The 26961-nt window shown below is 69.3% G+C and carries 33 protein-coding genes, 1 tRNA gene and 1 pseudogene; 13 read left to right on the top strand and 22 right to left on the bottom strand.

Annotation, left to right across the window (positions count from 1 at the left end):
* Window positions 1-33 precede the first annotated feature (33 nt).
* Both GE300_RS19840 and GE300_RS19835 read right to left on the bottom strand, forming a co-directional pair.
* Window positions 34-1227: an SIR2 family protein gene (locus GE300_RS19840; protein ID WP_154449240.1), complete on the bottom strand. Its 1194-nt coding sequence runs from the start codon at window positions 1225-1227 to the stop codon at window positions 34-36.
* Between the two features lie 693 nt (window positions 1228-1920).
* A tRNA-Lys gene (locus GE300_RS19835) sits at window positions 1921-1996 on the bottom strand.
* Window positions 1997-2111: 115 nt separating this feature from the next.
* On the opposite strand from GE300_RS19835, the gene dapF reads away from it, so the two are divergent.
* Together dapF and mtaB are read left to right on the top strand one after the other, a co-directional pair.
* Complete coding sequence (dapF, locus tag GE300_RS19830) at window positions 2112-2948, top strand: diaminopimelate epimerase (RefSeq protein WP_154449239.1); 837 nt, start codon at window positions 2112-2114, stop codon at window positions 2946-2948.
* Entirely contained in the window at window positions 2945-4237 is a 1293-nt protein-coding gene (mtaB, locus tag GE300_RS19825) for a tRNA (N(6)-L-threonylcarbamoyladenosine(37)-C(2))-methylthiotransferase MtaB (RefSeq protein WP_154449238.1), read from the top strand. Before dapF ends, mtaB begins: the two co-directional genes overlap by 4 nt.
* Here mtaB and GE300_RS19820 read toward each other — a convergent pair.
* The 5 genes from GE300_RS19820 to hemC form a co-directional block, all read right to left on the bottom strand.
* Window positions 4219-5634, bottom strand: a complete 1416-nt coding sequence (locus tag GE300_RS19820) for an MATE family efflux transporter (protein WP_154449237.1) — start codon at window positions 5632-5634, stop codon at window positions 4219-4221. The genes mtaB and GE300_RS19820 overlap by 19 nt on opposite strands.
* Before the next feature lie 233 nt (window positions 5635-5867).
* Window positions 5868-6284 (bottom strand): c-type cytochrome, encoded by a 417-nt coding sequence (locus tag GE300_RS19815; RefSeq protein ID WP_154449236.1) that lies wholly within the window; start codon window positions 6282-6284, stop codon window positions 5868-5870.
* A gap of 119 nt (window positions 6285-6403) precedes the next feature.
* A complete protein-coding gene (gene hemA, locus GE300_RS19810; protein ID WP_154449235.1) occupies window positions 6404-7618 on the bottom strand; it encodes a 5-aminolevulinate synthase in 1215 nt (404 codons plus the stop codon).
* 183 nt (window positions 7619-7801) lie between these two features.
* The gene (locus GE300_RS19805) at window positions 7802-8101 is read right to left on the bottom strand and encodes a DUF6150 family protein (protein ID WP_154449234.1); all 300 of its coding nucleotides are present in this window, start codon (window positions 8099-8101) and stop codon (window positions 7802-7804) included.
* A 62-nt stretch (window positions 8102-8163) separates the two neighbouring features.
* A complete protein-coding gene (hemC, locus tag GE300_RS19800; protein ID WP_154449233.1) occupies window positions 8164-9108 on the bottom strand; it encodes a hydroxymethylbilane synthase in 945 nt (314 codons plus the stop codon).
* A 105-nt stretch (window positions 9109-9213) separates the two neighbouring features.
* Between hemC and hemE the strand changes: the two genes are divergently transcribed.
* The 6 genes from hemE (at window position 9214) to GE300_RS19770 (ending at window position 15435) form a co-directional block, all read left to right on the top strand.
* Window positions 9214-10248: a uroporphyrinogen decarboxylase gene (gene hemE / locus GE300_RS19795; RefSeq protein WP_154449232.1), complete on the top strand. Its 1035-nt coding sequence runs from the start codon at window positions 9214-9216 to the stop codon at window positions 10246-10248.
* 91 nt (window positions 10249-10339) lie between these two features.
* Window positions 10340-11056: a transglycosylase SLT domain-containing protein gene (locus tag GE300_RS19790; RefSeq protein ID WP_325063338.1), complete on the top strand. Its 717-nt coding sequence runs from the start codon at window positions 10340-10342 to the stop codon at window positions 11054-11056.
* A gap of 11 nt (window positions 11057-11067) precedes the next feature.
* Complete coding sequence (flhA, locus tag GE300_RS19785) at window positions 11068-13140, top strand: flagellar biosynthesis protein FlhA (protein WP_154449231.1); 2073 nt, start codon at window positions 11068-11070, stop codon at window positions 13138-13140.
* A 2-nt stretch (window positions 13141-13142) separates the two neighbouring features.
* Window positions 13143-13931, top strand: a complete 789-nt coding sequence (locus GE300_RS19780; protein WP_154449230.1) for a flagellar biosynthetic protein FliR — start codon at window positions 13143-13145, stop codon at window positions 13929-13931.
* On the top strand, window positions 13928-15028 hold the full coding sequence (locus GE300_RS19775; protein ID WP_325063337.1) for an EscU/YscU/HrcU family type III secretion system export apparatus switch protein: 1101 nt from the start codon (window positions 13928-13930) through the stop codon (window positions 15026-15028). The genes GE300_RS19780 and GE300_RS19775 overlap by 4 nt, the downstream gene beginning before the upstream one ends.
* A complete protein-coding gene (locus GE300_RS19770; RefSeq protein ID WP_154449229.1) occupies window positions 15025-15435 on the top strand; it encodes a hypothetical protein in 411 nt (136 codons plus the stop codon). The genes GE300_RS19775 and GE300_RS19770 overlap by 4 nt, the downstream gene beginning before the upstream one ends.
* Before the next feature lie 54 nt (window positions 15436-15489).
* On the opposite strand, the gene GE300_RS19765 is transcribed toward GE300_RS19770, so the two are convergent.
* The 9 genes from GE300_RS19765 to GE300_RS19725 form a co-directional block, all read right to left on the bottom strand.
* Window positions 15490-15987: a flagellar basal body-associated FliL family protein gene (locus GE300_RS19765; RefSeq protein WP_154449228.1), complete on the bottom strand. Its 498-nt coding sequence runs from the start codon at window positions 15985-15987 to the stop codon at window positions 15490-15492.
* Window positions 15988-15998: 11 nt separating this feature from the next.
* Complete coding sequence (gene flgH, locus GE300_RS19760; RefSeq protein WP_154449227.1) at window positions 15999-16748, bottom strand: flagellar basal body L-ring protein FlgH; 750 nt, start codon at window positions 16746-16748, stop codon at window positions 15999-16001.
* Window positions 16745-17170 (bottom strand): flagellar basal body P-ring formation chaperone FlgA, encoded by a 426-nt coding sequence (gene flgA, locus GE300_RS19755; RefSeq protein WP_233417226.1) that lies wholly within the window; start codon window positions 17168-17170, stop codon window positions 16745-16747. The genes flgH and flgA overlap by 4 nt, the downstream gene beginning before the upstream one ends.
* Window positions 17170-17955 (bottom strand): flagellar basal-body rod protein FlgG, encoded by a 786-nt coding sequence (gene flgG, locus GE300_RS19750; protein WP_154449226.1) that lies wholly within the window; start codon window positions 17953-17955, stop codon window positions 17170-17172. The genes flgA and flgG overlap by 1 nt, the downstream gene beginning before the upstream one ends.
* A 17-nt stretch (window positions 17956-17972) precedes the next feature.
* The gene (locus GE300_RS19745) at window positions 17973-18692 is read right to left on the bottom strand and encodes a flagellar hook-basal body complex protein (RefSeq protein ID WP_154449225.1); all 720 of its coding nucleotides are present in this window, start codon (window positions 18690-18692) and stop codon (window positions 17973-17975) included.
* Window positions 18693-18761: 69 nt separating this feature from the next.
* A complete protein-coding gene (locus GE300_RS19740) occupies window positions 18762-19025 on the bottom strand; it encodes a flagellar biosynthetic protein FliQ (RefSeq protein WP_154449224.1) in 264 nt (87 codons plus the stop codon).
* 3 nt (window positions 19026-19028) lie between these two features.
* On the bottom strand, window positions 19029-19331 hold the full coding sequence (locus GE300_RS19735) for a flagellar hook-basal body complex protein FliE (RefSeq protein ID WP_154449223.1): 303 nt from the start codon (window positions 19329-19331) through the stop codon (window positions 19029-19031).
* 16 nt (window positions 19332-19347) lie between these two features.
* Window positions 19348-19737 carry a flagellar basal body rod protein FlgC gene (gene flgC / locus GE300_RS19730; protein ID WP_154449222.1) on the bottom strand — a complete coding sequence of 130 codons (390 nt, stop codon included), beginning with the start codon at window positions 19735-19737 and terminating at the stop codon, window positions 19348-19350.
* 12 nt (window positions 19738-19749) lie between these two features.
* Window positions 19750-20142 (bottom strand): FlgB family protein, encoded by a 393-nt coding sequence (locus tag GE300_RS19725; RefSeq protein WP_154449221.1) that lies wholly within the window; start codon window positions 20140-20142, stop codon window positions 19750-19752.
* 85 nt (window positions 20143-20227) lie between these two features.
* Between GE300_RS19725 and GE300_RS19720 the strand changes: the two genes are divergently transcribed.
* The 5 genes and pseudogenes from GE300_RS19720 (at window position 20228) to GE300_RS23780 (ending at window position 22674) form a co-directional block, all read left to right on the top strand.
* Window positions 20228-21559 (top strand): FliI/YscN family ATPase, encoded by a 1332-nt coding sequence (locus tag GE300_RS19720; RefSeq protein WP_154449220.1) that lies wholly within the window; start codon window positions 20228-20230, stop codon window positions 21557-21559.
* 216 nt (window positions 21560-21775) lie between these two features.
* Window positions 21776-22063 (top strand): hypothetical protein, encoded by a 288-nt coding sequence (locus GE300_RS23320; RefSeq protein ID WP_233417225.1) that lies wholly within the window; start codon window positions 21776-21778, stop codon window positions 22061-22063.
* Entirely contained in the window at window positions 22060-22242 is a 183-nt protein-coding gene (locus tag GE300_RS23315) for a hypothetical protein (RefSeq protein WP_233417224.1), read from the top strand. Before GE300_RS23320 ends, GE300_RS23315 begins: the two co-directional genes overlap by 4 nt.
* A gap of 17 nt (window positions 22243-22259) precedes the next feature.
* Window positions 22260-22403: pseudogene (locus GE300_RS23785) on the top strand (IS110 family transposase); the annotation flags it as partial.
* Window positions 22404-22539: 136 nt separating this feature from the next.
* On the top strand, window positions 22540-22674 hold the full coding sequence (locus GE300_RS23780) for a hypothetical protein (protein WP_325063339.1): 135 nt from the start codon (window positions 22540-22542) through the stop codon (window positions 22672-22674).
* 359 nt (window positions 22675-23033) lie between these two features.
* On the opposite strand, the gene GE300_RS19710 is transcribed toward GE300_RS23780, so the two are convergent.
* The 6 genes from GE300_RS19710 to GE300_RS19685 all read right to left on the bottom strand — a co-directional run bounded on the left by GE300_RS19710 (window position 23034) and on the right by GE300_RS19685 (window position 26902).
* A complete protein-coding gene (locus GE300_RS19710; RefSeq protein WP_154449219.1) occupies window positions 23034-23873 on the bottom strand; it encodes a DUF1217 domain-containing protein in 840 nt (279 codons plus the stop codon).
* A complete protein-coding gene (gene flbT / locus GE300_RS19705) occupies window positions 23873-24286 on the bottom strand; it encodes a flagellar biosynthesis repressor FlbT (protein WP_325063336.1) in 414 nt (137 codons plus the stop codon). The genes GE300_RS19710 and flbT overlap by 1 nt, the downstream gene beginning before the upstream one ends.
* On the bottom strand, window positions 24283-24663 hold the full coding sequence (flaF, locus tag GE300_RS19700) for a flagellar biosynthesis regulator FlaF (RefSeq protein ID WP_154449218.1): 381 nt from the start codon (window positions 24661-24663) through the stop codon (window positions 24283-24285). Before flaF ends, flbT begins: the two co-directional genes overlap by 4 nt.
* Before the next feature lie 92 nt (window positions 24664-24755).
* Window positions 24756-26003 (bottom strand): flagellin N-terminal helical domain-containing protein, encoded by a 1248-nt coding sequence (locus tag GE300_RS23775; protein ID WP_154449217.1) that lies wholly within the window; start codon window positions 26001-26003, stop codon window positions 24756-24758.
* Window positions 26004-26237: 234 nt separating this feature from the next.
* Window positions 26238-26609 (bottom strand): hypothetical protein, encoded by a 372-nt coding sequence (locus tag GE300_RS19690; RefSeq protein ID WP_154449216.1) that lies wholly within the window; start codon window positions 26607-26609, stop codon window positions 26238-26240.
* Window positions 26606-26902, bottom strand: a complete 297-nt coding sequence (locus tag GE300_RS19685) for a rod-binding protein (RefSeq protein WP_233417223.1) — start codon at window positions 26900-26902, stop codon at window positions 26606-26608. Before GE300_RS19685 ends, GE300_RS19690 begins: the two co-directional genes overlap by 4 nt.
* Window positions 26903-26961 lie beyond the last annotated feature (59 nt).

Raw genomic sequence — 26961 nt, 5'->3', positions numbered from 1 at the left:
GATCGAAACCGACCAGCAGGGGCAGAGAGTAGCTTAAATCGCGTAGGAAACTGTCCAACGAATGGGGAGTAGCTCAAGAATGTCTGCGACCTCGTTCAGCACGTTTTCATAAGCTTGGCGCATTTGGTAGACCGGTCTCCCCCCCGAGAGGCGATAGGCAAGATCGGCTGTGAGCAGGGTCTTGCCATCACAGGGATATCCCTCAAGAAGTAGAATTCGGGCGTCATCAGCGATAGCGGCCAGAATTTCTTGTGTGGCGCTGCGTTGCATGTGATATTCGGATAAATTGTTGGACCAATCCCGCGCGAGCTGCGACGGTTCTACTTTTCCATATAGAAACAGGTCTTCAATCTGGATTTGTGTGGGAACCGTAGCCGCGGGTTCTGAGGGTGTGTATTTTGCGAAGCTGGCAAGTTGCGGCACTTTCGGTGCATCCTTGGCCAGAAGTTCTCTGATCGTAGTGGCAAGTCCCGCACGGCCCATGAAGAATGGTGTGCCGAGTCGCGTTTGGGCGGCGGTGACATCAGGGTCGGCTTGTGCGGTCGGTCGATTGATAAAAAAGGCCTTTCCACGCAAACCTGTCAGGTCGTTGATCGCTTGATTTAAGTGGAAATCGCCAGCATTGAACCCGACGAAGACTACGATCTGAGCCTGGTCGATGTCGCGCCGAAAGCGGTCGAGCCAGTTCTTTGCACTGGTAAGCTTCGAGTAGCTCTCTGCGCCGAGCACGCAGCTATCGCGAAAGTTGTGTATGTCCCATTTCTGCACATAGCCGTGTAGATGGATGATCGGGAGATTTTGCGCGGCCGTGTCGGGATCGTCGGAGTTATTGATCGCCTCGACCGGTTTGATCGCGGCCTTTGCCGCAATCTCGAGAGCATCGTCGTAATTTGTCGTGTAGACCGCTTGCCATGGGTAGCGTAAAAGATCGGCCATATCAGCAGTTACGTTGGAAACGGTAAACCGCTCTTTCAGGAGTGTCATCATGCCGTTGTCGCCAATCTTTTCCTGTAGTGCATCGGCGGCATTTCGTAGGTCCTTGTATGGTGGCTGCTGACTAAGTTCGTCATTGAAGAGGTCGAGCAGCTGCGCGCCCGTGCCGAGGGTGTCATCCGGCTTGAAATTCAGGCAATCCGCGGAAAAACCTGCGCCGCAGAACAAGATAGCACCGCCAACCCGCGCCAAGTTTAAACGCCTATGGAACTCGTCAAATGAGTTGTTTGCCATAAATTTAGACTCCTCAGGTAAAATTCACATTCGGCGAGTGATGACAGTTTTTGAACGGAGTTTCTGATGTTGGAAAAGTCTTCAGGCATGTCAAAGAAGGCTTTCTACGAAGGCTTCAACCTACGACTTTCTCTTCGTGCTATCGTGCCGTCCTCTTTTCGGTTCTCTCCATGTAAGACGTTTTCTGTCGGGCTGGAACAAATGAATCTTGTTTCACGGGTTGGTGGTCCCGCATTGGGACGATCTGGTGTGGCCGATTTTCGATGTCAGGATGATCAGTTTACGTCGAAAGTATCGATCAGGTCCATCGCGGGTGTTCTGATCGCAAACTCGGTTCTTACGATGCGTCGCCAACTTTGGTACGGCGACAATAGTCGGATTTAAGCGCATCACCGCCGTTTGTGTCCAGCGCAGCGTACGACCGGAAACCGCCCCACACGGCGCGAGTGAAACGAGGCGAACGGCAGCAGACTGCACTATCGCGAAAGTTCATGCCTGAATTGAAAAAGGGACGCTCCTAGTCGCCATCAAGGCAGCTCGGCTATCGCGCCCAACAAGGCCGTTGCGATCTAACCACACTTAGACTGCCGCTACCTTTCTTGTCGCCGTGCTTCCGTATTGCTTCCGGCAGAACGCAAAGCGCGCCGCCGACAAAACCGGCAGCCCTCAAGGCATTGATAACAAAGGTAAACGTGGTGAGCCGTGCAGGATTCGAACCTGCGACCCACTGATTAAAAGTCAGTTGCTCTACCAACTGAGCTAACGGCCCACGCAGGCCGCGGAAATAGACGGAGCGGCGCCGCAGGTCAAGGGGCAAATCGGCGGATTTCCGTGTTGCACCCGAGGTCTGGCGCCGGCGGCTGCATGCGCATATATCACGCGCCATGACTCAGGCTGCCGAAACCGCGCCTGTCCTGCGCTTCGTCAAGATGCATGGGCTGGGCAATGACTTCGTGGTCGTCGACGCCCGGGGCGGCGTCGACCCGGTCACGCCTGCCCTGGCGCGGGCGCTGGGCGACCGGCACCGGGGCGTGGGCTTCGACCAGCTGGCGGTGATCCACGACGATCCGCAGGAGACCGTCCGCCTGACCTTCTGGAATGCCGACGGCAGCCTGTCGGGGGCCTGCGGCAACGCCACCCGCTGCGTCGCGCGGCGCTTGATGGACGAGACCGGAGCCGCCCGCGTCACCCTGCGCACCGATTTCGACGTGCTGGTGGCCGAGGACGCGGGCGATCGGCTGACCCGGGTCAACATGGGTCGTCCGGCGCTGGACTGGCGGGAGGTGCCGCTGGCGCGCGAGACGGACACGCTGAAGCTGCCGCTGGACGGCGGCCCCGTCGCGCTGAGCATGGGCAACCCGCATTGCGTGTTCTTCACCGACGATGCCGAGAACGCCGACATCGCCGCGCAGGGCCGGCGGTTCGAGACCGACCCGCTCTACCCGCAACGCACCAATGTCGAGATGGTCGAGGTTCGGGCCCGCGACCGGCTGCGCCTGCGCATCTGGGAGCGGGGCGTGGGGATCACGCTGGCCTCGGGCTCCTGCGCCTGCGCGGCGCTGGTGGCGGCCGCCCGGCGCGGGCTGACCGACCGGGCGGCGACGGTGGTCGTCGACGGCGGCACGCTGCATGTCGACTGGCGCGAGGATGGCGTCTGGATCACCGGCCCGACGCAGGAGGTCTTCGAAGGGGTGCTGTCACCGGCGCTGCCGCTGACATGAAGCCCCCCGTCTTCGAGACCTTCGGCTGCCGGCTGAACGCCTACGAGACCGAGGCCATGCGCGAGCTGGGCGCGGCCGCCGGGCTGGGCGACACCGTCGTCGTCAACACCTGCGCCGTCACCGCCGAGGCCGTGCGCCAGTCGCGCCAGCGCATCCGCCGGCTGCGCCGCGAGCATCCGGACGCAAGGATCGTCGTCACCGGCTGCGCCGCGCAGACCGAGCCCGAGACCTATGCCGCGATGCCCGAGGTCGATCTGGTGATCGGCAACCTCGAGAAGATGCGCGCCGAGACCTGGGAAGGCGTCGCCAGGGGCCCGGATTTCATCGGCCGGACCGAGAAGGTGCAGGTCAACGACATCATGTCCGCGACCGAAACCGCCGGTCACCTGATCGACGGCTTCGGCACCCGCGCGCGCGCCTATGTGCAGGTGCAGAACGGCTGCGATCATCGCTGCACCTTCTGCATCATCCCCTATGGCCGGGGCAACTCGCGCTCGGTTCCCGCCGGTGTCGTGGTCGAGCAGATCGCGCGGCTGGTCGGCAGCGGCTACCAGGAGGTCGTGCTGACCGGGGTCGACCTGACCAGCTGGGGCGCCGACCTGCCGGGAGAGCCGCGCCTGGGCGATCTGGTGCAGCGCATCCTGAAGCTGGTGCCGGACCTGCCGCGCCTCAGGATCAGCTCGATCGACTCGATTGAGGCCGATCCTGCGCTGATGGAGGCGATCGCGGGGCAGCCCCGGCTGATGCCGCATCTGCACCTGAGCCTGCAGGCGGGCGACGACATGATCCTGAAGCGGATGAAGCGCCGCCACTTGCGCGACGACGCCATCCGCTTCTGCGAGGAAGCCCGCCGCCTGCGCCCCGAGATCGTGTTCGGCGCCGACATCATCGCCGGGTTCCCGACCGAGACCGAGGCGATGTTCGAGAACTCGCTGAAGCTGGTCGAGGAGTGCGGGCTGACCTGGCTGCACGTCTTTCCCTATTCGGCGCGCAAGGGCACCCCCGCCGCGCGCATGCCCGCCGTGGACGGCGCGGCGATCAGGGACCGGGCCGCGCGGCTGCGGGCACTGGGGGAACGGCAGGTCGCCCGGCACCTCTCGGCGATGACCGGCCGCACCGAGCCGGTGTTGATGGAGAGCTCGACCCGTGGCCGCACTCCGGGCTTCGCCGAGGTGGACGTCGTCGGCGGCGCGCCCGAGGGGCGGATCGTGCAGGTCCGCCTGACCGGCAGCGCCGAAAACCGGCTGACGGGCGCGCTGGCGGCCCAGGCTCAGGTCCGCGCCGGGTAGCGCACTAGGCCCAGCCTGTCGCGCTGCGCGAAGCGCCAGGTCAGCATCACCGCCGCCGCGGACAGGCCCAGCGCCAGGCCGATCCACACGCCGATGCCGCCCATGCCGAGCGGGAAGGCCAGCGCCCAGGCCGCCGGGATGCCGAGGCCCCAGTAGCTCGCCACCGCGATCCACATCGGCACCCGCGTGTCCGACAGGCCCCGCAGCAGCCCGACCGAGATCACCTGCAGCGTGTCCACCACCTGGAACACCGCCGCGACGGCCAGAAGCCCGGTCCCGGTCGCCACGATCGCGGCGCGCTGCGGCTCTTGGTCGTCGAGAAAGGCGCGGATCAGCGGCTCGGGCAGCAGCCACAGCACCAGCGCGCCGGACAATGCCACCGCCAGCGACATCGTCATCACCGTGCGTGCGCCCCGGTCCAGCCCGTGGGCGTCGTGTCGCCCCAGCGCATGGCCGACCCGGACGGTCCCGGCGCTTGCGAGGCTGAGCGGGATCATGAAGATCACCGAGGTCACCTGCAGCGCGATGCCGTGCGCGGCCAGCGGGATCGTCCCCAGCCGCCCCATCAGCAGCGAGCTGACCGAGAACATGCCGACCTCGGCCAGAATGGTCGCACTGATCGGCACGCCGAGGCGCAGAACTTCGCGGAACGCCTCCCAGTCGGGCCGCAGGAAACGCACGAACAGCTCGTATTTCTTCAGCGCCGGGCGGCTGAGCGAATAGGCCACCAGCAGCAGCAGGATCAGCGTCTGCGAGCCCAGCGTCGCGATCGCCGCGCCCCGGATGCCCAGCGCGGGCGCACCCCAGTTGCCGAAGATGAACATCCAGTTCAGCACGACGTTCAGGCCCGCACCGGCCAGCGTCGCCCACATCACCACCTGCGTCCGTTCCAGCGCCGAGAGGTAGGAGCGCAGCACCATCACCGCCACCGCCGGGTACAGCGCCCACTGCGCGACACTCAGGTACTGCACCGCCAGCGCGACCAGTTCGGGGTCCTGCCCGGTCAGGCGCAGGATCGGCCCGGCGAACCACAGCGGCACCATCAGCACGGTGACCACCAGAGCGCCGACCCAGAGGCCCATGCGCACAACGCGGCGCACGCCGCGCACATCGTCCGCACCCGCCGCCGAGGCGGCCATCGGCATCACCGCGTAGGCGAACCCGGTCCCGGCGATGAAGCCGATGAAGAACAGCGTCGTGGCCAACACGCCCGCTGCCAGCGCCTCGGCGCTGAGCCAGCCCAGCATGACCGTATCCGTGACCTGAATCGCCTGCTGCGTCAGCTGCGCCGCGATCAGCGGCGCGCCGATCTTCAGCGTGGCGCGCATGTGGTGCGCCCACCCCTGCGACGGGGCGGGCCGGCTCGCATGGCCTTGGCCGGGGTGGGCGACGCTCATCGGGACTCCTCCGGCCCCGGCTATAGTGCCGCACGGGGACCGGATCAATCGCGCTCGGCCCGCGGCTGTGACAGCCCTGTCGGGCGACCGGGAGCGCCCGCGCCGCACCCGCGCGCGCGGCGCTACGGCCGGCGGCATCCGCGCGCGCTGCAGGCGGTCCCTGCACGCACGCAGCGGCGGCCAAAAGCGCCGCCCGCCGACGCGTCAGCAGATCCGGCGGGCGCGGTCCGGGGTCAGGACTCGGGGCCGACGCTGAGCAGGTATGCCCAGACGTCCGCGGCGCCGTCGCGCAGCCGGAACGTCATCTTCGAGCGGGCCGAGCTGTCGTCCAGGTATTCCTGCAGGAAGGCGCGCGGATCGGCGACAAAGGCGGCGAAGTCCTCTTCGTTCCACTCCAGCCCGGCCTCGCCCGCGGCGACAAGGCTTTCGCCGTAGTTGAAATCCTCGACCGTGCCGGCCTGGCGTCCGGCGATGCCGTACAGGTTCGGCCCGGTCTTGCCGCGGCCGTCGATCACCTCGTCGCCATTGGCGATCATGTGGCAGGAGGAACAGCGCTTGAACAGGTCCTTGCCGGCCTCGGCGTCGCCCTCCTGGGCGGACGCGGCGACGGGCAGGGCGACGAGCGCGGCGATGGCGAATGCGGTCTTCATCACTTTCCTCCGGATGGGATCACGATGACTACCGAAATAGGGCAAAGGCAGCCGCACGGCAAAGAGACTTTAACGCGAGCGCCGGATTCAGGCCGGGATGAAGACTTGCAACAGGGCCCTCAGGCCACCGCGCGGGCCAGGGCGCAATGCTTCCACAACGCGTGCAGCGCGCCCACCAGGTGGTCGATGTCCTCGTCGCTGTGTCCGGGGCCGGGGGTGAAGCGCAGCCGCTCGGTCCCCTTCGGCACGGTGGGGTAGTTGATCGGCTGGACGTAGACCCCGTGATCGTCCAGCAGCACGTCCGAGATCATCTTGCACTTCACCGGGTCCTTCACCATCACCGGCACGATGTGGCTGGGGTTCGGCAGGTGCGGAATGCCGATCGCGTCGAGCCGGGCGCGCAGCTTGGCGACCTGCTGCTTCTGCCGCGCCCGCTCCCAGCGGCTTTCCTTGAGATGGCGGATCGAGGCCAGCGCCCCGGCGGCCAGCGCCGGCGGCAGGGCGGTGGTGAAGATGAACCCGCTGGAGAACGAGCGGACGAAGTCGACCAGCGCCGCCGAGCCGGTGATGTACCCGCCCATCACGCCGAACGCCTTGCCCAGCGTGCCCTCGATCAGGGTGATGCGGTCCATCAGCCCCTCGCGCTCGGCCACGCCGCCGCCGCGCGGGCCGTACATGCCGACCGCATGCACCTCGTCGACGTAGGTCATCGCGCCGAACTCGTCGGCCAGATCGCAGATCTCGCGGATCGGGGCGATGTCCCCGTCCATCGAGTAGACCGATTCGAAGGCGATGATCCTGGTCGAACCGGCCGGGCACTCCTGCAGCTTGCGGCGCAGGTCCTCGACGTCGTTGTGCTTCCAGATCTTCTTGTCGCAGCGCGCGTGGCGGATGCCCTCGATCATCGACGAGTGGTTCAGCGCGTCCGACAGGATCACCGCGTTCGGCAGGCGCGCGCCCAGCGTGCCCAGCGTCGCCCAGTTCGACACATATCCGCTGGTGAACAGCAGCGCCGCCTCCTTGCCGTGCAATTCGGCAAGCTCGCGCTCCAGCAGCACATGGTGGTGATTGGTGCCCGAGATGTTGCGGGTGCCGCCGGCGCCGGCGCCGGACTTGTCCAGGGCCTCGTGCATCGCCTGCAGCACCTTCGGGTGCTGGCCCATGCACAGATAGTCGTTGGAGCACCACACGGTCACGTCGCGCACGCCCGAGCCGCCGTGGTTCAGGGCGCGCGGGAAATTTCCGCGTTCGCGTTCGAGGTCGGCGAAGATGCGATAGTTGCCTTCCTGCCTCAGGGTATCCAGCTGGGCATTGAACAAAGCATCGAAATCCATCGGCGGGGACCTTTCACTTGCACCGTCTGCGCGGCCTTGCGAGGTAGATATCTGTCAGAAAACGCCACTTTCAACAACCATTGCCAACCGGTCTCATCGCCGCAGGGGCGCCCCCTGACGCGGTTTTGATCGCCGCGGCGCGCCCTGTTTGCCCGCAATCGCAGGCCGCGGCCTTGATCCCGGTCAATTCCGGACCCGGCACAGCCGCCCGCACAGCCGGTGCGGCCGCGACCATCCGGCCAGCGCCCGGCGCGCCACGAAGGCGATGCGCAGGTCGGCGCCCATGCGGTCCGGCTGCTTCAGATAGACCGACAGATGCGCGTTGTGCCGGTCCGGCACGAAGGCCCAGACCTGCTCGGACCAGCCCTGTGCCTGCGCCGCATCGTCGCGGAATACCGCCAGGTCGGCCAGTGCCGGGTTGGACAGGACTTCGACGGTCAGATCGGCATAATGCCGATCGACCACTTCCAGAACGCGGGCCATGCACGCCCCTTCCCGGGAACACCCGTACCAGGTTGCTGTCCGGGCATAATACCGCGAAACGCTCAGAAGTCGAAGAACCCCGGTCCGGCCCGGCCGCGCAGGTCGGCCGCCGCCGCCGCGCCCATCGCCGCGCCGTCCGCCGCCGGGCCCTCGGCGTCGGTCGACAGCGCCTCGGAGCCGTCGGGGCGGATGATCTCGCCGCGCAGCCGCAGCCGCCCGCCCGACAGCTCGGCCAGCCCGCCGATCGGTGTCTGGCAGGACCCGTCCAGCCCGGCCAGAAAGGCCCGCTCGGCCGCCATGCGCAGACCGGTGTCGCCGTCGTGGATCGGCGCCAGCAGCGCGGCGGTGGCGTCGTCCGCCTGCCGCCGCTCGATGCCGATCGCCCCCTGCGCCACCGCCGGCAGCATCTCTTCGGGCGCGATCGGGGCGTGCGGCACCCGCGCGCCCATCTGCAGCCGGTTCAGCCCGGCCATCGCCAGGAACGTCGCCTGCGCCACGCCCTCGGCCAGCTTGCGCAGCCGGGTCTGCACGTTGCCGCGGAACTCCACCACCTGCAGGTCGGGCCGCCGGTGCAGCAGCTGCGACCGGCGCCGCAGCGACGAGGTGCCGACCACCGCGCCGTGCGGCAGATCCGCCAGCCGCCCGCCGTCGAGCGTCACGAATGCGTCGCGCACGTCCTCGCGCGGCAGGTAGGTATCCAGGATCAGCCCCGGGGGCTGTGCCACCGGCATGTCCTTCATCGAGTGCACGGCGATGTCGATGTCGCCCGCCAGCAGCGCGTCCTCGATCTCGCGGGTGAACAGGCCCTTGCCGCCGATCTCGCCCAGCGGGCGGTCCTGCACCCGATCGCCGGTGGTCTTGATCGCGACCACCTCGAACGCCGCCTCGGGCAGGCCGTGCGCCGCCATCAGGCGGGCGCGGGTCTCGTGCGCCTGCGCCAGCGCCAGCGGCGAGCCGCGGGTGCCGATGCGCAGCGGGCGGTCGGTTGAAGGCAGCGGGTGCGACATGGCGCGGACCCTAGCGGCGTCGCCCGGCGGGTGCAATCGCCGCACCGGCTTTCCCTGCCGGGGCCGCGCCGCTATGGTCCGCCGCGAACCAGGCACGAGGACCGGATGCTGACAACCGCCAAACCGCTGATGCGCGCGCTCGCCGGCGAGACCCTGCCGGTGCCGCCGGTGTGGATGATGCGCCAGGCCGGCCGCTACCTGCCGGAATACCGCGCCACGCGGGCGCAGGCCGGCAATTTCCTGGACCTGTGCTACAACCCCGACCTGGCCGCCGAGGTGACGCTGCAACCGATCCGCCGCTACGGCTTCGACGCGGCGATCCTGTTCGCCGACATCCTGCTGATCCCGCAGGCGCTGGGCGCAGAGCTGTGGTTCGTGCAGGGCGAGGGGCCGCGGCTGTCCACCGTCACCTCGGCCGAGGATTTCCGGGCGCTGAAGCCGGTCGAGGCGATCCACGAGACGCTCGCGCCGGTCTACGAGACGGTGCGCATCCTGTCCCGCGCGCTGCCGCGCGAGACGGCGCTGATCGGCTTTGCCGGCGCGCCGTGGACGGTGGCGACCTACATGATCGCCGGCCAGGGCACCAGGGACCAGGGCCCGGCGCGGCAGCTGATGTACGCGGACCCGGCGACGTTCGACGCGCTGATCGACCTGCTGACCGAGGCGACGGCGCAGTACCTGATCGCGCAGATCGACGCCGGCGCCGAGGCGGTCAAGCTGTTCGACAGCTGGGCCGGCGCCCTGCCCGGCCTGATGTTCGAGCGCTACGCCACCCGTCCGGCGCGGACGATCGTCGAGCGGATCCGCGAACGGCACCCCGGCGTGCCGGTGATCGGCTTTCCGCGCCAGGCCGGCGAGAAGGTGGTGCCGTTCGTGCAGGCGACCGGGGTCGAGGCCTGCGCCATCGACACCAGCGTTGATCCGCACTGGGCGGCGCGCGCGCTGCAGCCGCTGACCTGCGTGCAGGGCAATCTGGACCCGATGCTGCTGGTCACCGGCGGCAGCGCGCTCGCGGACGGCGTCCGGCGCACCGTCGCCGCGCTGTCCGGCGGCCCGTTCGTCTTCAACCTCGGCCACGGCATCACGCCCGAGGCCGACCCGGCGAATGTCGACGTGATGCTGCGCGCGCTGCGCGGCTGATTTCCACACCTCCTCCGGGGCCTGCTTACGGTTTGGTAACGCCCCTGCCCTACGCCTCGGGATCAAGACCCCGTGCAGGAGGAGAATCCCCGTGCTCCGGACCATTGCCGCCGTTCTGACGGCCTGCCTGCTGTGGAGCGCGCCCGCCGCGGCCTCGGCGCAGCTTTGCGACGAGGCCGGCGCCCGCGCCGCGCGCGACACCGGCGTGCCCTATGCGGTGCTGCGGGCAATCTCGCTCACCGAGACCGGGCGCAAGCGCGACGGGCAGTTGCAGCCGTGGCCCTGGACCGTGAACATGGAGGGCAAGGGAACCTGGTTCGATGACCGCGCCACCGCGCTCAGCTATGTCCGCGCGCACCACGCCGGCGGCGCTCGCAGCTATGACGTCGGCTGCTTCCAGATCAACTACCGCTGGCACGGCAACGCCTTCGCCTCGGTCGAGGAGATGTTCGACCCGTACCGCAACGCGCTCTATGCCGCGCAGTTCCTGAAGCGGCTCTATGCCGAAACCGGCTCCTGGGCGAAATCGGCCGGGGCCTACCACTCCCGCACGCCGCAGTACGCCACCCGCTACCAGGCGCGGTTCGAACGCATCCTGGCCCGGCTGTCGGGCGAGACGCCGCCGCCGGTCGCCGCTACTCCGGCGCCGGCGAGCCAGCCGGCGCGGGTGATCGCCGCGGCGCAGCAATATCCGCGCGGCGCCACGGTCGGCCTGCCGCAGTCCGCGCCGCGCGGCAGCCTTGCCGCGGTGCTCGGCCTGCCCGCCGGATCGCCGATCCTCGCGGCGCCCGGCCGGCCGCTGTACTGAGGGCCGCGCCGATGTCCGCCGCCCGCCTGTTCCAGCCCACGGTGATGCTGTCGATCGCGCTGATGGCGGTGATCGTGATGATGATCCTGCCGATGCCCGCGATCGTGCTGGACATGGGGCTGTCGGCGTCGTTCGGGCTGGCGATCCTGATCTTCACCGTCACCCTGTTCATCGAGCGGCCGCTGGACTTCTCGGCGTTCCCGATGATCCTGCTGTCCTCGCTGATGCTGCGGCTGTCGCTGAACATCAGTTCGACCAAGCTGATCATCGGCAGCGGGCACAAGGGCACCGCGGCCGCCGGTGGCGTGATCGAGGGCTTCGCGATGTTCGTCATGGGCGGTTCGCTGTTCCTGGGGCTGGTGGTGTTCGGCGTGCTGCTGATCGTCAACTTCATCGTCATCACCAAGGGCGCCGGGCGCATGGCCGAGGTCGGCGCGCGCTTCGCGCTGGACGGCATGCCGGGCAAGCAGCTGGCGATCGACAGCGACCTCGCCTCGGGCGCGATCAGCCATGACGACGCGCGCGAGCGCCGCGCCCGCGAGCAGGAGGAGACGACCTTCTTCGGCTCGCTCGACGGGGTGTCGAAATTCGTCAAGGGCGATGCCGTGGCGGGGTTGCTGATCACCCTGCTGAACCTGGTCATGGGGCTGGCGATCGGCGTGTTCCTGCACGACATGCCGCTGGGCCGGGCGTTCGAGACCTATGCGATCCTGACCGTCGGCGACGGGCTGGTCAGCCAGATCCCGGCGGTGATCATCTCGATCGCCACCGCGATCCTGCTGTCCAAGGGTGGCGCCGCGGGCTCGGCCGACCGGGCGATGCTGCGCCAGCTCGGCGGTTATCCGACGGCGCTGTTCACCGTCGCCGGGCTGATGGCCCTGTTCGCGCTGATCCCCGGCCTGCCGCTGACCCCGTTCCTGGCCGGGGCGGCGATCCTGGCCGCCGGCGGCGAGGCGGCGCGGCGCGTCGCCCGGGCCGAGGCCGAGAAGGCCAGGGCGCCGGCACCCGCGCCCAGCGGACCGCCGCAGAAGAAGCTGGGCGACATGCTGGACCTGGACGAGATCCACCTGGAATTCTCGGCCGACCTGGTGAGCACGGTGATGGAACAGGCCACCGGCCTGGACGCGCGGATCGTCAACATGCGCCACCACGTCGCGCAGGAGTTCGGCTTCGTGCTGCCCGAGATCCGCCTGACCGACAACCCGACGCTGCCCGCCGGCACCTACGCGATCCGCGTCCAGGGCGTCGAGGCCGCGCGCGGCGAGATCGACCGCGACAGCGTGCTGATGCTGACCGCCGACGCGGTCCCGTCCGAGCCCGCCGGCCGCGACGTGGCCGAGCCGGTGTACGGCGCGCCCGCGCGCTGGATCCCCCCCGGCGAGCAGGAAGCTGCCTCGCTGGCCGGCTTCTCGGTGGTCACGCCGACCGAGGTGATCGCCACCCACCTGCTCGAGGTGCTGAAGCAGAATTTCGCCCGCCTGTTCACCCGCCGCACGCTGCGGCGGCTGCTGGACGAGTTCGTGACCCCCTCGGACCCGGACCGGGCCGCCGCGAACCGGCGGATCCTGGATGAATACGTTCCCGACAAGGTGCCGGTGGACCAGCTGCAGGCCGTGCTGCGCCTGCTGCTGGCCGAGCAGGTCTCGATCCGCAACCTGCCGGTGATCCTCGAGGCGATCGGCGAGCTGAACCAGGCCACCGCCCAGCCCGAGGCGCTGTGCGAGCATGTCCGCCGCCGGCTGGGCTTCCAGATCACCGCCGAATTGCAGGAGGGCGACGGCGCGCTGCCGCTGGTGCAGCTTGCCCCGGCCTGGGAAGAGCTGTTCACCCAGCACCAGATCGAGGGCCCCGGCGGGGCGCTCGACGTGGCGCTGCCGCCCGGAGAGTTCAACCGCCTGGCCGAAGCCGTCGCCACCCGTCTGGGCGACGCCGCGCGTCTCGGCCGCTATCCGGCGGTGGTCACCTCGGGCCGGCGGCGCCGTTTCGTGCAGACGGTGCTGAAGGCCAAGGGCATCCGTGCGCCGGTGCTGTCGTTCGAGGAAATCGGCACCGACCGGAAACCGGCGATGGTCGGGGTCGCCTGAGCATGTTCGACCTGCTGCAGGCGCTTCTGGACCAGTTCGAGACCCGGCTGCTGGCGACGGCCCTGGTGTTCGTGCGCCTCGGCGCCGCCGTCGGACTGATGCCGGGCTTCGGCGAGATCTTCCTGCCGATGCGCGTCAAGCTTGCCGCCGTGCTGGCGCTGACCGCGGTGGTCGCCCCCGCCGTCGATACCGGCGGCGTGCCGGCGGCGGTCGACCTGCCGCGGTTCGCGGCGCTGGTGCTGACCGAGACCGGGATCGGTCTGCTGATCGGCCTGGCCGCGCGGCTGCTGGTCCACGCGCTGCAGCTTGCCGGCTCGATCGCCGGGCAGGCCACCGCGCTGGCGCAGATGGCGGGGCCCGGGCTGGCGCCCGACCCGATGCCGGCGATGAGCAACGGGTTGACCATGGCCGGTCTGGCGCTGGCGATGGCGGCGGGGCTGCACGTCAAGATCGCCGCCGGCGTCATCGCCAGCTACGGCGTGCTCGGCATCGGTGCGGCGCTGCCCGGCGCGGATGTCGGCGCCTGGGGGCTGCGCCACGCCGTCGCGGGCTTCGCCCTCGGCTTCACCCTCGCCGCGCCCTTCGTCATCGCGGCGCTGCTCTACAACCTGGCGCTAGGCGCGATAAACCGGGCGATGCCGCAGCTGATGGTGGCGTTCATCGGCGCGCCGGTGATCACCGGCGGCACCCTGGCGCTGTTCCTGCTCGCCGCCCCGGTGATGCTGGGCGTCTGGAGCGGGCGGCTCGACGCGGTGCTGGCGAATCCGTTCACCTCGGGGCTGCCGCGGTGAGCCAGGGACAGGGCGACAGCGGCGAGAAATCCCACGAGCCGACGCACAAGCGGCTGGAGGACGCGCGCCGCCGCGGCGACGTCGCCAAGTCGGACGAGGTCACGGTCGCGGCGGTCTATCTGGGCCTTCTGGTGGGCGCGGCGGCCGGTGGCGCGGCGCTGATGTCGGGCGGCGGCGCGGCGCTGGCGGCCTTGCTCGGCACCGCCGATCAGCTGACCGGCGTCGTTCTCGGGCCCGGAGGCCGCGGCGCGCTGGCCGGCATCTTCGGCACCATCCTCGCGGCGGTTGCGCCGCTGTTCCTGCTCCCGGCGCTCGGGGCGCTGGCCGCGCTGGTCGGCCAGCAGGCGGTCGTGATCGCCGGGGAGAAACTGCAGCCGAAGCTTTCGCGGCTGTCGCCGCTGGCCTCGATGCGCAACAAGTTCGGCCCCACCGGGCTGATGGAGTTCGCCAAGCGGCTGGTGAAGATGTCCGCCGTGTCCGCGCTGGTGGTGGTTCTGCTGTCCGCCGAGATGGACCGGGTGATCGGCGCGGTCGCCGGCACGCCGGCGGGGGTCGCGGCGCTGATGCTGTCGCTGGTCCAGAAGCTTCTGGTCGGCGTGGCGCTGCTGTCGGTCGCGATCGCCGCGCTCGATCTGGCATGGGTGCGGTTCGACCACCGCCGCAAGCTGAAGATGACGCTGCAGGAACTGCGCGACGAGTCCAAGGAATCCGAGGGCGATCCGATGCTCAAGGCCAAGCGCCGCCGCCGGGCCACCGAGATCGCGACCAACCGCATGCTCGCCGACGTGCCGCGCGCGGACGTCGTGGTGGTCAACCCGACGCACTACGCCGTGGCCCTGGCCTGGAGCCGCAAGCGCGGCTCGGCGCCGAAATGCGTCGCCAAGGGCACCGACGAGATCGCCGCGAGGATCCGGACCATCGCCGGCGAGTCCGGCGTGCCGATCCACCGCGACCCGCGGACGGCACGGTCCTTGCACGCGACGGTCGATATCGGTCAGGAGGTTCCGCCGGATCTCTACCGCGCCGTCGCCGCCGCCATCCGCTTTGCCGAGGACATGCGGCGGAAGATGCGGGAACGGAACGGAGGACTGCCATGACGCCCGAGGCGATCGCGCGCCTGCAGCACCTGGCGACGTTGCGGCGGCGCAAGGCCGAGGCCGATCTGGCCGCGGCACTGGCGCGCCGCAATGCCGTCGCCGCCGAGGAAGCAGCGCTGCGGCGCCCGGCCGAAACCCTGCCGGCGCATGGTGCATGCGATCCCGGTCTGTTGACCGCGGTCGCTTCGCGCGAGCAGTGGCGTCACGCGCGCCACGCCGTGCTGGCCCGGTCGCTGCAGACGGCCGAGGCGCGGCTGGGCCCCGCCCGCCAGGACCTCGCGGTCGCGCACGGCCGCGCACTGGCGCTGGACGACATCGCCGACAAGCTCGACCGCCGCCGGGTGCAGGAGCGGCAGCGGCGCCTCGATGACGCGCCGCCGGCGTCCCGGCCACGGCCCGGGCCGTGACGCCGGCAATCCCGGCCTCGCAATGGTGGCGCGATCGGTGCAGGCGGCGTGCGCCTACAGGTCCTGGCGGACGATCTCGGTGATCAGCACGTCGCGCAAGCCCTCGCCGACCACCGGACGGGCGACCTCGACCAGCCGGGCCTTCAGGTCGGCCATCGCCGCGCGCGAGGTAAACGCGCCGTCGAACCCGCCGGAATGGGCATGGACGAACAGCACGTTCAGGAATGCATCGCGCAGCTTCGGCTCGCGCGAATAGACGTGTTCGGCCCCGCCCTCTGCGATTTCGACCGACAGCGAGGCGACGACCAGCGCCTCGACCTTCTCGTCGCGCACGATCGGCACCACGAACTGGCGCTTGAGCTCGGCGAACTCGGTCTTGCCATCTTCGTATGTTTCCTTTGCGGCGGGCGCCTCGGCCGCGGCGCAGGCCTCCGGCGTCTTCTCCGGGGCCTCGGGATCGCAGACCGGCTTGCCGGGTTTGAGCACCAGCCCCGCGGCGGCGCCTGCGCCAAGGCCAAGGGCGACCAGCGCGATCGGTAGCAGTTTCGCCATTGCGGCCTCGCTCAATAGGGCAGCACGATGTCCAGCACCTGCTGGCCATAGCGCGGCTGCTGCATGTCGCTGATCTGGCCGCGGCCGCCATAGGCGATCCGGGCACCGGCGATCTTGTCGTAGGTGATGGTGTTCTGGCGCGAGATGTCCTCGGGCCGGACGATGCCGGCGACCTGCAGGTCGCGCAGCTCGTAGTTCACCCGGACCTCCTGGCTGCCCTGGATGACCATGTGCCCGTTGGGCAGCACCTCGACCACGGTCGCGGCGACGCGCAGCGCGATGCGCTCGTTGCGCTGGACCGCGCCCTCGCCCGACGACGACGATGCGGAACTGAGGTCGGCCAGGTTCGACGAGGTCGCGCCGTCGGGCAGCAGCCGGTCCAGCGTCTGCGGAATGCCGACCAGCTGCGGCACCGCCAGGCTGTCCGAACCGGCCCGCGAACGCGAGCTGGAATTGCGGATCTGCGCCTCGTCGTCGATCTCGATCAATACCGTGAGGATGTCGCCGCCGCGGCTGGCGCGACGGTCGCCGAACAGCGACGACGGCCCCGAGCGCCAGAGCGACGCACGCTCCTGGCCGAAGCGGGCCTCGACCGGCGGCGCCGCGGCAATGGCGGCGCGCGCCGGGCTTACCCCGACGGACACGGGCTGTGCCGGGCTGTCCACCGGCGAGAACGCCGGCTCCTTGCCCACGTTCTCGAGCCGCTCGCAGGCGGTCAGCGTCGACAGCGCCAGCAGCAGCGGCGCGACCAGGCTTCTCATCGTCCTACCTCCACAAGTCCCGGGCCGCGTGCAGTCCCGGTCACGGTCGTGCGCGATCCCAGGTTCATCACCCGGACGCCGCGGTCCAGCGCGGCGCGATCCAGCGCCCGCCCGGCGGTCTCGATCACCAGCGCCCCGGAGCGGAAACGCAGGGTCACGATCTCGTTCCGCTCCACCACCGCGGCCGGGCCGAGGTCGCCCAGGCGCACCGGGCGGCCCGGGTACAGGGTGACGCGGGTCTCCAGCCCGACCGCGTCCTCGACCGCGCGGTGCGCGCCCGGCACGTCGCCGTCCTGCAGGCTGACGTCCTGCGGACCGATCACGGTCTGCGCCGGCAGCGTCCGGTTCACCACCAGCACCTGCGCCGGCAGTTGCCCGGGCAGCAGCAGCGCGGCCAGCATCAATGCGGCGCGCAGGTTCATCAGCGGATCTGCGTGGTCGCGCCCAGCATCTGGTCCGCAGCGGTGATCACCTTGGCGTTGAGCTCGTAGCCGCGCTGGGCCGAGATCAGGTCCGAGATCTCGCGCACGGCATCGACCGAGGACGCCTCGAGATAGCCCTGCCGCAGCGTCCCCCGCCCGTCCTCGCCGGGGGCGCCGATCACCGGCTGCCCCGAGGCGGGCGTCTCCAGATAAAGGTTGCCGCCCATCGCCTCGAGCCCCTTCTGGTTGACGAAGCTGGCCAGCGTCAGCGTGCCCAGAAGCTGCGGCTCGACCTCGTCGTTGAAGCTGGCGTAGACCTCGCCGTCGGGGTTGATGGAAATGGCGCGCGCGTCCTCGGGGATGGTGATCGGCGGCACCGTCTCGTGACCGTCCGAGGTCACGATGACACCGTCGCCGGAGCGTTTCAGCGCACCGTCGCGGGTGTAGGCCGAGGTGCCGTTCGGCAGCGCCACCTCGAGATAGCCGTTGCCCTCGATCGCCAGGTCCAGCTCGCCGCCGGTGGCCTGCAGCGCGCCCTGGCCAATGTCCATCGACACCGCGGCGACGCGCACCCCCAGGCCCAGCTGCACGCCGGTGGGCAGCGCCGTGCCGTCGGCGGCGTTGATGGTGCCGGCGGCGGCGACCTGCTGGTAGTGCAGGTCGGCGAAATCCGCGCGCCGTGCGTTGTAGGCGGTGGTGCTCATGTTGGCGAGGTTGTTCGAGATCACCTCCACCCGGGTCTGCTGTGCGTCCATACCGGTCGCGGCGATATCCAGCGCTCTCATCTCGGTTCTCCTGATTGTCAGCGGGCCGCCAGGGTGTCGATCACCTGGCGGATGCGTTCGTCCTCGCGGTCCAGCAGTTTCTGGCCCGCCTCGTAGGCGCGCTGCACCTCGATCATGCGCGAGATCTCGGCCACGGCGTTGACGTTCGAGCCTTCGAGGAAGCCCTGCCGGATCGCCCCCTCCTCGGCCGGGCGCACCGGCGCGTCGCTGCGGAACAGAACGCCGTCCTCGCGGGTCAGGGCGGTGGGATCGTCGACGGCCACCCGCCCGATGCGGGCCAGCGGCACGCCGTCGGCGGTCAGCGTGCCATCGCCGCCGATCGCGACCTGGCGCGCGTCGGGGGGCACGAAGATCGGCGCCCCGCCCGCGTCGAGCAGGCGGTGGCCGCGCATGTTGACCAGCTCGCCGCCCGCGTTGGGGGTGAACGACCCGGCGCGGGTCAGCCGCGGCCCGTCCTGCGTCTCGACCGTGAAGAACCCTGGGCCGTCGATCGCCAGGTCGAACTGGCCGCCGGTCGCCGACAGCGCGCCCTGCGTCATCGAGGTGATCCGGGCATGGGTGTCGGTCATCGCGACCGAGCCGCCCTCCGCCTCCAGCGCGGCGATCATCTCGGCGAACACCAGCCCCTCGCGCCGGTATCCGGTGGTCGACATGTTGGCGACGTTGTTCGCGACCGCCTGCAACTCGTTCGCCAGACCCGACTGGCGGGAGAGCGTCACATAGACCGAAGTAGTCATATCCCTGCGCCTCGCATTCTGCCGCGCCCGGAGCCATCTAGGCGGCCGCGGGTTAAGAAAGCCCTTCCGTCAGCGGGCGATCCGCGAAATCACGGTGTCGGTGTAGAAGCTGATCAGCATCTGCCCGGAATAGGCCATGGTCAGCCAGAAGGTGACCGCGATCGCGGCCAGCTTCGGCACGAATGTCAGTGTCAACTCCTGTACCGAGGTCAGCGCCTGGAACAGGCCGATGGCCAGGCCCACGACCAGCGCCACGGTCAGGATCGGCGCCGAGACCACGACGGTGATCCACAGCGCCTGCCGCAGCACGTCCAGAAGCTCCGCTTCGCTCATCGCCTAGACCGGCATCCGCAGGATTTCCTGATAGGCCTCGACCACCTTGTCGCGCACCGCGACGGCGGCCTGCACGGCAATTTCGGTCGCGGCCAGCGCCTCGACCACCGCCTGCGGATCGGCGCGCCCGGTCAGCCCGGCGGCGACCGTGTTCTCGGCCTCGCCCATGGCCTTGACGAAATCGCCGGCAAGCGCGGCGAAGGAGTGGTCGTCGCCGGCCTCGGCGCGGGGCACCTCGGCCGGCCGGGTGGCGGGCTGGGCGCTGGCATAGGCCCGCGCGGCCGCGGTTGCGGTCAGATCGGTCATCGGGATTCTCCCTTTCTCAGCGGCGCAACAGGTCCAGCACCGCGCTGGTCATCTTCTTCGCCTGGTCGAACATGCGCAGGTTCGCCTGATAGCTGCGCTGCGCTTCGCGCGCGTCCGCCAGCTCGATCATCAACTTCACGTTCGAGCCCTCGTACATGCCGTCGGGCCCGGCCAGGGGATGGGTGGGATCCTGGATCCGTTCCACCTCGGTCTGGTCCAGCCGCACGCGCCCGGCCCGCACGCCGTCAGCGCCATGAGGCAGCGCCAGCTGCTCGAACGGCACCAGCTTGCGGCGGTAGCCGGGCGTGTCGGCGTTGGCGATGTTCTCGGAGACGATTCGCAGCCGCGCGCTTTGCGCCGTCATGCCGCTGGCCGAGGAGGCCATGGTACCGATCAGGTCACTCATCCGGGTCGCCTCCTATCGCCGGCCGATGGTCATCGAGAGGATGTCCAGCGATTTACGCATCACCCCCAGCGCCAGTTCGTGCGACTGCTGCGCCGCGACGCTGCGCATCATCTGGTCCTCGAGCGAGACGTCGTTGCCGTTGGGCGATTCGGCGCCGAACGCGGTCGCCGCCTCGACCCGGTAGCGGGCAGCGGTGCCCGGATCCTCGAAATGGCCCGCGCGCGTGGCACGCAGCGCCGTCCCTGCGGCCCTGTCACCGTAAGCTTCTGAAAACGGGACGATATCCTGGGCCTTGTAACCCGGGGTGTCGGCGTTGGCGACGTTGCGGGCGATCACGGACTGGCGGGCCGCGGCGTGTTCTGACAGGCCGCGCGCCAATCCCAGGATGCTCAGATTCAGGTCCATGTCGGGCTTCTCCCTAACCGGTGGCAAGACCTCCTTAAGGGCCGAGGGTTGATAAAGCGTTGTGGTTGAAAAGGTTGCAGGTGCCATGACGTCCCCCTTCAGTTCCCTTTCGGCGGAGTTTGTCCGCCGACCGCTGTCGCGCCGGCACGGTCGGATCGCGGCCGTCCGGCCCGGCTCGATCGACGTGAGCGGCCTCGGCCCCGCAGTCCGCGTCGGCGACCGGCTGGCGTTTCCAGACGGCGCCCCGATCGGCGAGGTGATCGCGCTGGATTCGACGACGGCGCGGGCGATGACCTATCACGATTGCACCGGGATCGGCGCCCGGCAGGAGGTGATCCTCGAGCCCGAGCCGGAGTTCCGCCCCTGCGCCGCGTGGCAGGGCCGCATCGTCGACGCCTTCGGCGAACCGCTGGACGGCCGGCCGCTGCCTCAGGGCGACGCGGCCCGCACGATCCGCGCCGCGCCACCGCCGGCGGCGGCGCGGCGGCCCATGGGCCGGCGGATGCGCACCGGGGTCGCGGCTCTGGACACGATGCTGCCGCTGGTGCGCGGGCAACGTATCGGCGTGTTCGCCGGGTCCGGGGTCGGCAAGTCCACGCTGCTGGCCAGCATCGCCCGCGCGGCCGAAGCCGACCGGGTCGTGCTCGCCCTCGTCGGCGAGCGCGGGCGCGAGTTGCGGCACTTCACCGACAGCGTGCTGGGCGCCGAGGGCCTGGCGCGCTCGGTGGTTGTGGCGGCCACGTCGGACCAGTCCCCGCTCGTCAAGCGCCGCGCCGCCTGGTCGGCGACGGCGGTGGCCGAGCACTTCCGCGACCAGGGCGAACACGTTCTGCTGATCGTCGATTCGCTCACCCGGATGGCCGAGGCGCACCGCGAGGTGGCGCTGACCGCGGGCGAGCCGGCCAGCCTGCGCGCGTTCCCGCCCTCGACCGGCGGGCTGATCGCCGCGCTGGCCGAGCGCGCCGGGCCGGGCGCGGGCGATCAGGGGGACATCACCGCGGTGTTCTCGGTACTGGTGGCGGGCTCCGACATGGAAGAGCCGGTCGCGGACATGTCCCGCGGGGTGCTCGACGGGCATGTGGTGCTCGACCGCGCGATCGCCGAACGCGGCCGCTTTCCGGCGATCGACGTCCGGCGCTCGGTCTCGCGGAGCCTGCCGGGTGCCGCGTCCGAGCGTGAGAACACGCTGATCGCCCTGGCGCGCCGCGTGCTCGGCACCTACGAGACCGCGGCGCCGATGGTTCAGGCCGGTCTCTACACTCCGGGTGCGGACCCCGACCTCGACGCGGCGCTGCGCATCTGGCCCAAGCTCGACGCGCTGTTCGCCCGCACCGGACTGCCGCGGATCGAGGAGTCGTTTCAGGCGCTGGGCCAGGCGCTGGACCTTGAGCCGTCGCAGGGCCCGTCAGACGGCTAGGCGGCAGTCGAGAGGGGGTGGATGCCGCTCTGCCGTGACGGCATCGCGATGTGCCAAGCTTGCGATGTCAACGCGCAAGCTGAAAGAGAGGGCATCCACGGGAGAGGCCACCTTCATCGGCGTCGATCTCGAATATGAACGTGTGCCAGATGCCTGGCGCCGCAACAGACGGGTCCGTCCCGAAAGCGGCTGTCGCAACCGCGGTACGTCCGGTTCATGGCGGGGCAGGCGCTGCGCCTGGTGGCGATGGAGGCCTGCGCCAGCCCGCATCACCGGGCGCGGAAAGTGATCCGCCACGGGCACGAGGTCCGGCTGATCGCGGCGCACCACGTCAAGCCGTTTCTCACGCGGCAGAGCAAAGACGCTGCCAACGCGGACGCCATCGTCGAGGCGGCGCTGCGGCCGAGCATGCGGTTCGTGAAGCCGAGGACCGCCGGCCAGCAGGCACGGGCCATCGCATTCTGGTCGCGGGAGCAGCCCGTGAAGCTGCGAACGGAGCGGTGAATACGCATCGGTCGCATCTCTACGCGTTCGGCCATGTCGCGCCCAAGGGCATTGAATTCGTTGCGCGTCTTGCCATGATCGTCGTAGACGCCGACACGGACATACCCGATCTGGCCTGGGACATCTGCTACAAGCTCGTCGAGCAGATCGCGCACCTGACGGGCGGCCCAAGGCGCTGAAGGCCAGGATCGCGGCGATGTCGAACGAAGCCGAGATGCCTGATCGGCCGCGAACGGTGTCGGGCGTCGGACTGATCGCTGCGCTCGCGATCGAGACCTTTGCACCGCCGATGGACCAGTTCCGCCGCGGGCACGACTCCGCGGCTTGGCTCGGCCTCATCCCCCGGCAACATTCCACCGGCGGCAAGCAGAAACCTGGGAAGACCTCGCAGATGGGCAACGGGATATGCGGCGGCTGGTGTCCGGCGCGACCGCCGAGATCCGCTGGGCCAGGCGACGAGGGGCACCGAAGGTGTCGTGGCTGGCGCGGATGCCGAGGCGCAAGCCGATCCGGTCGTGGCCGTCGCGCTGGCGAACAGGATCGCGCGCGGCATCTGGGCGATGCTGACGCGGAACGAGGACTATCGCGGCCCGGTTCCGATCGGCGTCTGATACGGTGCACAGACATCCGAGCCAACGAGTTGCAAGCAAGGCATGATCCGAATTGAAAGACTGATCGAAAAGAACCGGGTCCGGCAAACCAGAAACGTTCTCAGAGGCTTTGAGCTCGCTGTTGGAGATGTGGCCCCGGTCCGCGCTTCACCATTTCGGCCAGCGGCGCCATGTCAGCCGCATGAACAGGCCTGACACAGGACTGACAAAGGAACGTACTCGATCACATGTCCCGACGATCAGAATCTCCTTGCAAACCGAGCGGCATCTACGATGGAACCTTGGCCAGCACGGAACGCTTCGCCGCCACGGTCCCTTTGCCGCGCCTGAGTGCCCGCTGTATCCGCCGCTGCGCGGCCTCACCGCGCAGATGACAGGATCAGGTTCGTCAGCCCGGTGCTGCCGGCAGACTGCAGAAGGGTCAGCGCGGCGGCGCCGGGCGTTCCGGCTGTCGGCCCCGCTTCCGCCTGACGGCGGACCAGGAACCGGGAGATTATCTTGTCGACCGCTTCGGGTTCGCGGAAGGCGGCGACCGAGGACGTCCCGAACATCCGGCTGGTCTTGTCCTCGAGCATCTCGCGCTGGCGATCGACGTCCAGACCGGCGAACCGCGCCGGCAGCCCGAACGCCGCCTCGACCACCGAACGCAGCGGATTGCTGCCCATGATCCGGTACCACTGCGTGCCGTTGGCCCCATCCGAGGCGGCAGCGGCGAGTCCGGCGATCTCGCGCCGGAAGGTCATCGCCAGCCGCATCGATTCGTCGCTGTTGCCGACGGCGATCTCGAACTGCCGTTCCTTGTAGCGGGCGACGATATCCTGGCCGAACCCGGCCCGCGCCACGTGCGGCCCGCCCAGGTCACCGAAGCCGAAGGCCTTCGAGAAGGCAGTGTAGCGCGGGTCGACGAACTTGTTGGCAAGGCTTTGCGGATCGTCGGTACCTTCGGAAAGCATCCTTTCCAGAAAAGCGGTCTTGTAGAGGTCGTCGTCCAGGCCGAAGGCGCCGAGGGCGACGGCCAGCATACGGCGGTCGGCAACCAAGTCGCGGGCGCTCGACACGTCCGCGATCCGCTCCTGGAAGTACGCGGCGTCGCGCTGGATTCGCGCGCTACCCTCGAAAGCCTGCCGCTGCGCGGCTTCCGTCCGCTCCAGGAAACGCCAACCGGCGACACCCGACAACGGGACCACCGGCTGGTACATCAGGCCGATCCCTGGGCGGCGTGGTTCAGCAGGACCTGTTCGCGCTGCAGCAGCGTCCGCAGCGCCTTCAGCGCCGGGTAGAAGCGCAGCGCCGACACCGCCTCGGCGGCCGTGCGGAGCTGCTCGGCGCTTTCCGGATCGCTGAACACGAACCGCAGCTGCTCGATGCCGCGCAGCAGCTGCGCCTTGCCCTCGTCCGGTGCCGCCTCGCCGGCCAGCACCATCTGCGCGATGTAGCAGACCCGGGTCACCGGCGTCTTCACGTCCTCGGGGTGGATGGCATCGCGCAGGCGCAGGACGTTGGCGTCGCGGCTTATGACGTTCAGACGCGTGCGCCGGTCGCCGTTCTCCATCACCACGCCGTTGATCATCACCCGCTCTCGCGGCCCGAGCTTCAGCACCAGCCCGGTCACGCCGCCGCTCCCGCCGTGGGGCGCAATCCGCGCATCATCATGGTGTTGATCTCGACGAGAATGTCCGGCGTCGCCGTCTCCTGCAGCACCTTCGCGGAATGGGTGCGCACGAATTCGGCGAGATAGAAGATCTGCGCGCGCAGAGCCGGCGGCAGGCCATTGGCTTCGTCGGCGACGCCCGCGGCCATCATGACCCACAGCTTCTGGTTCCGATAGATCGCTTCGGCGAGCTGCGGAAAACGGTCGGACCGGCCGGCGTGATCGGTGATCCTGCGCGTCGCCTCGGCGAAGGCGCGGTACTCGTTGTCCCGGGGCTGCGGCGCAATCGCGGTGGCGTTGGCATAGGCCGATCGGGCAAGCGCGTCGGTGTTCAACATGCGGCATCCTTTCTTGTACTCGGGTCGGAATCCGCCAGGTGCGGCGATTCGAGATGCGGCGCGGGGGGCGGAGACCGCCCCCCGTCATGCCGTTACCGGAACAGCGAGAGGATGTTCTGCGGCGCCTGGTTGGCGATCGACAGAGACTGGATGCCCAGCTGCTGCTGCACCTGAAGCGCCTGCAACCGGGCCGACGCCTCCTCCATGTTCGCATCGACCAACGCGCCGATGCCCGATTTCAGCGAGTCGCTCAGCTGGCCGATGAAGTCGGACTGGATCTCGATCCGGCCCTGCACCGAGCCGAACTGGGCCGCGGCATCCACCGCGGTCTGGATCAGCGCCTCGATATCGGTCAGCGCCTGTGCCGCGCCCGCGTCGGAGGTGACATCCATGGCGCCCAGCGCCAGCAGGCCGCCATCGCGGGTGCCGTCCAGAGCTTCCGCGATGCCGACGGTCACGGTATCGCCAGCAGCCGCGCCGCCAGCCAACGAGACCGTTACGGTCCCCGCGCTGGTGTCGGAAGCGACCGTGACCTCGGAGGAGCCCTGTTCCGTCAGGAACGTGCTGATCTGCCCGGCCAGGTTCGTCACCACATCCGCCGCGGTGTCGCCTTCGACGGCCACATACTCGAAGGTCTGCGCTGTGGTGCCGATATCGGCGGAGGCGGCGCCCTGCAGGGTCATCCGGTAGCTGGCGCCGTCGGTCACGCCGCCATCGGTGATCGTGACCACCGCGTTGGCCGCCGCGTTGCCCGCCAGGGCCGAGCCGACGTTCCCGTCACCGGTGATCAGGTCGCCGGCGCTGCCGACGGACGTGGCGCCGAAGGCGCCCGTCGCCGTGGTCAGATCCTGCCGCGCGACGGTGATCGAGGACTGCGACACCGTGCCGTCGGTGCTGCGGTCGAGCGACGACAGGACCGAGACGTTCGCGGTGCCCGACAGCAGGTTCAGGCCGTTGAACTGCGCCGCGCCGGTGATCGAGACGATCTGGTCGCGCAGCGCCGAGATGTCGGTCTGGATCTTCTCGCGGTCGACGTTCTCCTCCTGCGCCGAGACGACCTTGCCTTTCACCTGGTTCAGCAGCTCGGTCACCTGCTCCGCGGCGTTCCGCGCCACGGCCACCGTCGACGAGCCAAGCGCGAGGGACTCCGAGATCGCCTCGAAGCCGGCGACATCGGAGCGCATCACGGTCGAGATCGCCCAGATCGCCGAGTTGTCCTTCGCCGAGGCGATGCTCATCCCGGTCGAGATCTCGTTCTGGGTCGTCGCCATGTTCTTGTTGATGGAGTTCAGGGTCTGCAGCGCGACCATCGCGCCGTTGTTGGTCAGAATGCTGGACATGTTCATCCTCAGTCAGCTTGGGCGCTTTCGACGCCCGGTTGAAGGGCGGCCATCGATGTGGCCGGTCCGCCATTCTGGCGCCTGCGGCATGGGCGTTTTGCCGTCGCCGCGCCAACCCCTCGGGTCGCAGGACGATTTCAGTCCGATTCCGATAATGGGCGGTTAATTGCCGCCGAGGATGCCTGGCCTCGATAGCTGGTGTTTTAGATGAACGCCGCGTTACCGGCCGATGGGTCAGGCGCGGCGATCCTCGGATCCGCTGCGCACGCCGTGATCCAGCCGCCGCCCGGTGCCGGTATAGGTGGCAAGCTCGCTGCGCTTGCGCCGCAGTTCCTCGTGCAGGCGGGCGCCGGTCTGCAGCCCACGCTGCGCCGCCTCCGCCAGGGCGCAGTTGCGGCGCGCCAGCTCCGCGATCCGCTCCAGCAATGCCGCCATCGCCGGGTCGTCCGCGGCCAGCGACGCGGCAAGAACCCCGGTCTCGCGCGAGAGATGATGCTCGAGCGACCGGGCGGCGGCGTAGTTCCCGCTCAGCAGCACCTGCCGCTCCTGGTCCAGCAGGGCCAGGATCCGCCGGGCGGCGACGCGCTGGCGCGACAGACCCTTCATGCCGCACCGTCCGACGATTCGCGGGCCAGCAGCGCGCGGTAGATCTGCTCGGCCAGCCCTACGCCCCCCGCGCCGGCCAGTTCGGCGGCGTACGCATCGGCGAGGAAACCGGCGAAGGCATCTTCGCCGGCGCCGCCACCGCCGGTGTCCGGCGGGCGCGCGACACCGCTCAGCCGCAGCATTTCACCCAGAAAGCTTTCTTCGAGCGCTACGGCGGACCGCCGCAGCGCCTGCTGCCGATTGCCCAGATCCGCCGGATCGGGCGGAATCGCCGTCGAGATCGAAATGGCCATCATGCCTCCTGCCGTGATGATTTCGGCGCATCCTGAGCTTCGCGCGGTAAAGATTCGGT

Origin of the sequence: Halovulum marinum (assembly GCF_009697225.1) — a bacterium.
Taxonomy (GTDB): Bacteria; Pseudomonadota; Alphaproteobacteria; order Rhodobacterales; family Rhodobacteraceae; genus Halovulum; species Halovulum marinum.
The sequence above is the reverse complement of the archived record's forward strand: the minus strand, read 5'-3'. Positions and strand labels throughout refer to the sequence as shown.